This is a genomic window from Bradyrhizobium sp. P2_E8, from assembly GCF_056403875.1.
In genome coordinates, this window is record NZ_JBFUES010000567.1 from 1 (window position 1) to 4,932 (window position 4,932).

A 4,932-nucleotide genomic window follows, 5' to 3' on the forward strand; every position below is an offset into this window, starting at 1 on the left:
GGTTGCGGGATCGAGCCGGTAGACATTCGGCTCGATCTCGGGCTCGGCCTTGTAGCCCTCGTAATTGCCGAGCAGGCCGAAGGTCGGATCGGTGAACCAGACGGAGCCGTCGGACTTCACCACGACGTCGTTCGGCGAGTTCAGCCGCTTGCCGCCAAAGGAATCCATCAGCACGGTGATGCTGCCGTCATATTCGGTGCGAACCACGCGGCGTCCGCCATGCTCGCAGGTGACGAGCCGGCCCTGGCGATCCCGGGTGTTGCCGTTGGCGAAATTGGAGGGCTTGCGGAACACCGAGACGGCGCCGGTCTCCTCCTCCCATTTGATGATGCGCTGGTTCGGGATGTCGCTGCACAGGAGATAGCGGCCGTCGCCGAACCACACCGGACCCTCGGCCCAGCGCAGGCCGGTGGCCAGACGTTCGACGGCGGAAAGCTTCAGCCAGTATTTTTCGAAGCGGGGATCGAGTGCTTTTATCGCCGGATCGGGGTAATAGGTCGCCGGCCGCCAGCCTTGAGTGTGGGACGATGCATCGTTCATGTGCAGGTCTCGTTGTTGCGTTCCCTCTGTCCAAGTCTGCTAGCATCAGTTATCTACGGCCGCAAATCGGTCACCACAGGCGAGGGAAGACATGCCGCGTATTTTGATGACGGGAGCTTCGGGCGGAATCGGCACGAGCCTGCGAAAGCTGTTGCCGCCGATCTATCCGGAGCTCCTGCTCTCCGACATCAAGCCGCCCGCCGATCTCGGCGCGAACGAAAAGTTCAAGGCGGCGGATCTCGCCGATCTCGCGCAGTGCGAGGCGATCTGCGAGGGCGTCGACGGCATCATCCATTTCGGCGGCTATTCGGTCGAAGGCCCCTGGAACGACATCCTCCAGGCCAACATCATCGGCGGCTACAATCTGTTCGAGGCCGCCTACCGCAAGGGCGTCAAGCGCGTGGTGTTCGCCTCGTCGAACCATGCCGTCGGCTTCTATCCGCGCCATCACAAGATCGGCACCGACGTCACCCCGCGCCCCGACGGCCGCTATGGCGTCAGCAAGGTGTTCGGTGAAGCGGTCGGCGCGCTCTATGCCGACAAGCACGGGCTGAAGGTGACGTGCCTGCGCATCGGCAATTTCGGCGACATGCCGCTCGACCAGCGCCGGCTCTCGATCTGGCTCAAGCCCGACGACCTCGTGCAGCTCTGCCGCATCGGGCTCGAACATCCCGACATCCATTTCGAGGTCTTCTACGGCGCCTCCCTCAACGAGCGCGCCTGGTGGGACAACCACCGCGCCTACGAGTTCGGCTATCGCCCGACCGGCCGCTCCGAGGATCACGTGGCGCACGCGATGGCGGAGCAAGCCAAGCTGAAGCCGGATCCGATCGGCGACCACTACCAGGGGGGCGCGTTCTGTAGCAACGAGTTCGACGGCGATGCGAGCCGCATCATCGATTGGACCAAGCGGTAGCGTCGATGCTCGCAGGAACGTAGCTGCGCTTCGCCGGCTCCGCTTTCCGGAGCCGGCAGAGGTTCGCTTGTGCAGCAGGTCTGAAGGGCCCTTGCGACTAACGTCTGCGTCCACACCGTAGAGTTCCGGATTTCCGTTTTTGGAAATAGGCGTTCTATTGTCGGAACACGTGAGCGTTTCTTCTATGCATTGCCTTACGCGGAAGTGACCGCCTTTTCATTCCAGCGATTGTGGAAGCAAGATGCGCAAGATGGTTTTGTCGGGGGCCGCGGTATTGACGGTCGTCCTCGTCGCAGCAGCCTCCTGGCCAACGTCACGCCCGGATGTGGGGCAATTCGGAGATAGCGTCTACGAAACCATCTGGTTCTGGCGCATCCCGGCCTACGCCTACAATCCTGCCTGGCGCGTGAGCTGGATGTGGAGCGATCCGCTTCACGCACAGGCAAGATGCTGTCGGATCTCGACGCAGCCAGTGTCCGAACCGGGCTCGCAGGTTCCTCCAGCTGATAAGGTTGTCGCGCGCTTGGCAGGCAAGTAGAAGGGGCGCGCGTCAGTTCCTCTTTGGAGGTGTCCGGCTACGTTGCGCGCTGCGGCCGGGTGGCGCACATGGTTCCGGAGATTGTTTGCATTTCTCTCAAATAAGTTCCTTGCTTTAAGCTTAACCAGAAACCTAATCCTCGATTTACAGCCGCAATCTACAGTTTACCTTGTTCTTGAATCGGCAATTCAAGGACGCCAAACAATGCGCCGCTTAGCGCTCAACACGTGGCTCGTTATTGTTCTGGCGGCATCCAGTTTCAGTGCGCGTGCCGACGAGAACAAGTCTGATGGCGGCAGCTCGGCGTCGCTTGCTCCCCGCGCCAGGATCGAATGTTCGCTCAAGCGCAAGCCCGGTGAACCCCTCGATCCCCCGTCGACGGCCGCCATTCCCGGTTCCGAATCCTTCGTTGCGAGCGAGCATTTCAGGGAAGACATTGCGCCGACCGCGACTGTCAAGATTTCGTGGCTTGGGGCGACCTTTGCGCGCCGGTTCGCCGTGAAGGTCGAAGCTGCGGACGCTACGTCTCTGCAGACTCATGTCCTGAATAAATCCTCGAGTGCCGTGCAGATCCTCGGTGAGCTGGGCCCACGCGCTGAGAGCAAGCTTGCCGATATCTGGTGTCTCTTGAAGCAGCAGGCCAACGGCGAAAGCGGGGCGCTGCAGACCAGCTCCGTTCCGAACCTCTTCTTCGTCCGTGACGGCACGGGCGATCTTGGCGTGGTTGACGCCCTGTGGGGTGGCGCGGGCTGGGAAATCGGGGCCAGTCCGGTCGGAAGCCAACGGCCGTGGACTCCTGGCACRCGCGTTTTCTCTCACTGACTGGCCCTCGCCCGGCCTTGGGACGTTTGAACGCAGCGCCTGTAGCCTATCCCTCCGAAGGATCGAGCATTTCGCCGAGCTTGTGAACGGCAACATTGATCGACATGCCGAGGTAGTCGCCGGAATCGCCGTACCACGAGCCGGCCAGCGGCACGGCCTGCCCCGGGTGCCGCGCTATGGCCACCGGGATGAGGTCGAAGCCGGCGCTCAGCCTGTTGGTTGGATCGTAATCGAGCCAGCCGGCGCCGGGCAGGAACACCTGCACCCATGCATGGGTGGCGCCGGAGCCGGTCATCCCCACGGCGCCGCCATCGAGCGCTGCATCATAGAGATAGCCGCTGACGAAGCGCGCGGCAAAGCCGAGGCGGCGCAACGTCTCGATCATGAGCCAGGCGAAGTCCCGGCAGGTGCCGGATTTCGTGCGCAGCGTCTCGACAGGGGACTGGGTGCCTTCCGCGTCTCTCCCGCGATAGCTGAAGTCGCTGCGAAACGTGCCCAGCATCCGGCGCAGCAGGTCGGCAGTCCGGTCCTGATCGCCGGCAACGAAGCTTTTGGTCCATGCCGCATGGCTGCCGTCTGGATCGTCGGCATGCGGACGCAGGTATCCTGCAAGATCGGTCCACTCGTCCGGCGTATACTGCACGGGGACTTCCTCGGCCCGCGGCTCCAGCGGAAACGTCTCCAGCCCCTTGATGCCGAAATAGATGCCGCGAACCTTGAAGGTGAATGTCAGCTCGCTGCCGGGCTCGCTGAAGTCCATCACAGTGACGGCATTGGAGCGGGAGTCGGTGACCCAATGCACCTTTGACGGCAGGCTGGTCGAGGCGGACCAGCGAAGCAGCCGGGTCGAGGACCCGCGCCGCGGCAGGAACATGGCCCGGTGCGTGCCGAACGTCACCGGCTTTGCATAGCGATAGGTCGTCGTGTGCGTGATCTCGCCGATGATCGCCATGCATCATTCCGCTTCGCGTTGCGGGGCTCGTTGAGCGCCGTCTCACACAGGAAGAGCGGCCTCCAGCTTTCGGCTCGGCTGCTTTGGCCCATTGATCTAGATCAACGTCATTCCCGGCATCGTCTGGCCCATCAAGCGATCACGCATTCCTTCAGACGTTGATGTGCGAATTGGCCGAATGGAGCGATGGACATGGGCATCCTTTGGACGATCATCATCGGATTTCTCGTCGGACTGCTCGCGAAGTTCATCATGCCCGGCGACAAGTCTGAGCCCAAAGGGTTCATTTTGACCACGGTGCTGGGAATTGTCGGCGCGTTCGTTGCGACCTGGCTCGGCCAGGCCGTGGGATGGTACCGGTTCGGGGAGGGCGCYGGCTTCATCGGAAGCGTGGTCGGTGCAATCATCCTTCTGTTTCTCTACGGCCTTTTCATGGGTCGTCAGGGGCGCGCCTGAGCAATCCAAATGTTCTGCCGCGTGGTGACCGCAAGCAACACGATCGTGGAAATCGTGCTGACAGTCGTCGCGATGCTCGCGATGATCGTATCAGGACCGGCGCAAGCCGCCATGCTCAGCGATGCCGAAGCGATGTTCCTCGACCAGCTCGTCACCGCATCCGTAGTGCTGGAGCAACGATGCGACGGTTACGAGGTTGATGGTGCCGGCGGCGTTCAACTCGGCGCCCGGCTGCTCGGCAGTCCTGAGGCCGCGATGGCCATGATCGACGCCTATGCTGCGGCCATCAAGGCCCGCGATGGCGAGAGCTACGATCCCCGCAAATTCCGTCCCGAAGTGTCCGACGCTGCCCGCAAAACGTTCAGGCGCGTCCGGACGGACTTGATCAGARACCCGAAAAGGGCCTGCGCCGATTATGGCGAGACCAGCGTGGAGCAAGGGCTGCTGAGGCGGTATTGAGCTGCGCGCGGCGCGATGGCGAGCAACCTGCCATACCGGGGCTTAAGTTGTCTCACCCGCAATCCGCGCCAGATAATCCGACTTGCTGAACTGCATGTGGTCGACGCAGAGCTGGGCCAGTGCCCAGCTGTCGCGTCCCCTAAGCAGCTCGATCATCAGCTCGTGCTGGCGCCGCGATTGCGCGAGCCCGTCGCGGTCGGCGAGGTTCTTCGCACGCATCGGCAGCGTCAGGTTCATGTAGTCCTGGAG

8 protein-coding genes are annotated in these 4,932 nt (G+C 62.4%); 5 read left to right on the plus strand and 3 right to left on the minus strand.

The window, feature by feature from the left end; genetic code table 11:
- Positions 1–540: SMP-30/gluconolactonase/LRE family protein (locus tag AC1D00_RS26610; protein WP_477012697.1), on the minus strand; the 540-nt coding region annotated here is incomplete at its 3' end.
- A gap of 91 nt (positions 541–631) precedes the next feature.
- Between AC1D00_RS26610 and AC1D00_RS26615 the strand changes: the two genes are divergently transcribed.
- The 3 genes from AC1D00_RS26615 to AC1D00_RS26625 all read left to right on the plus strand — a co-directional run bounded on the left by AC1D00_RS26615 (position 632) and on the right by AC1D00_RS26625 (position 2,816).
- Positions 632–1,456, plus strand: coding sequence for an NAD-dependent epimerase/dehydratase family protein (locus AC1D00_RS26615; RefSeq protein ID WP_477012698.1), 825 nt, complete (start codon positions 632–634; stop codon positions 1,454–1,456).
- A 241-nt stretch (positions 1,457–1,697) separates the two neighbouring features.
- Positions 1,698–1,994, plus strand: coding sequence for a hypothetical protein (locus AC1D00_RS26620; protein WP_477012699.1), 297 nt, complete (start codon positions 1,698–1,700; stop codon positions 1,992–1,994).
- An 81-nt stretch (positions 1,995–2,075) separates the two neighbouring features.
- A complete protein-coding gene (locus AC1D00_RS26625) occupies positions 2,076–2,816 on the plus strand; it encodes a hypothetical protein (protein WP_235885916.1) in 741 nt (246 codons plus the stop codon).
- A gap of 46 nt (positions 2,817–2,862) precedes the next feature.
- On the opposite strand, the gene AC1D00_RS26630 is transcribed toward AC1D00_RS26625, so the two are convergent.
- Positions 2,863–3,768, minus strand: coding sequence for a transglutaminase family protein (locus AC1D00_RS26630; RefSeq protein WP_135178469.1), 906 nt, complete (start codon positions 3,766–3,768; stop codon positions 2,863–2,865).
- A gap of 192 nt (positions 3,769–3,960) precedes the next feature.
- Here AC1D00_RS26630 and AC1D00_RS26635 point away from each other — a divergent pair, with 192 nt between their 5' ends.
- The gene (locus AC1D00_RS26635; protein ID WP_167771482.1) at positions 3,961–4,224 is read left to right on the plus strand and encodes a GlsB/YeaQ/YmgE family stress response membrane protein; all 264 of its coding nucleotides are present in this window, start codon (positions 3,961–3,963) and stop codon (positions 4,222–4,224) included.
- Positions 4,225–4,296: 72 nt separating this feature from the next.
- Positions 4,297–4,683 (plus strand): hypothetical protein, encoded by a 387-nt coding sequence (locus AC1D00_RS26640; protein WP_477012701.1) that lies wholly within the window; start codon positions 4,297–4,299, stop codon positions 4,681–4,683.
- A gap of 42 nt (positions 4,684–4,725) precedes the next feature.
- On the opposite strand, the gene AC1D00_RS26645 is transcribed toward AC1D00_RS26640, so the two are convergent.
- Positions 4,726–4,932, minus strand: a 207-nt coding sequence (locus tag AC1D00_RS26645) for an FCD domain-containing protein (RefSeq protein WP_477012700.1), incomplete at its 5' end; no start/stop codon positions are given.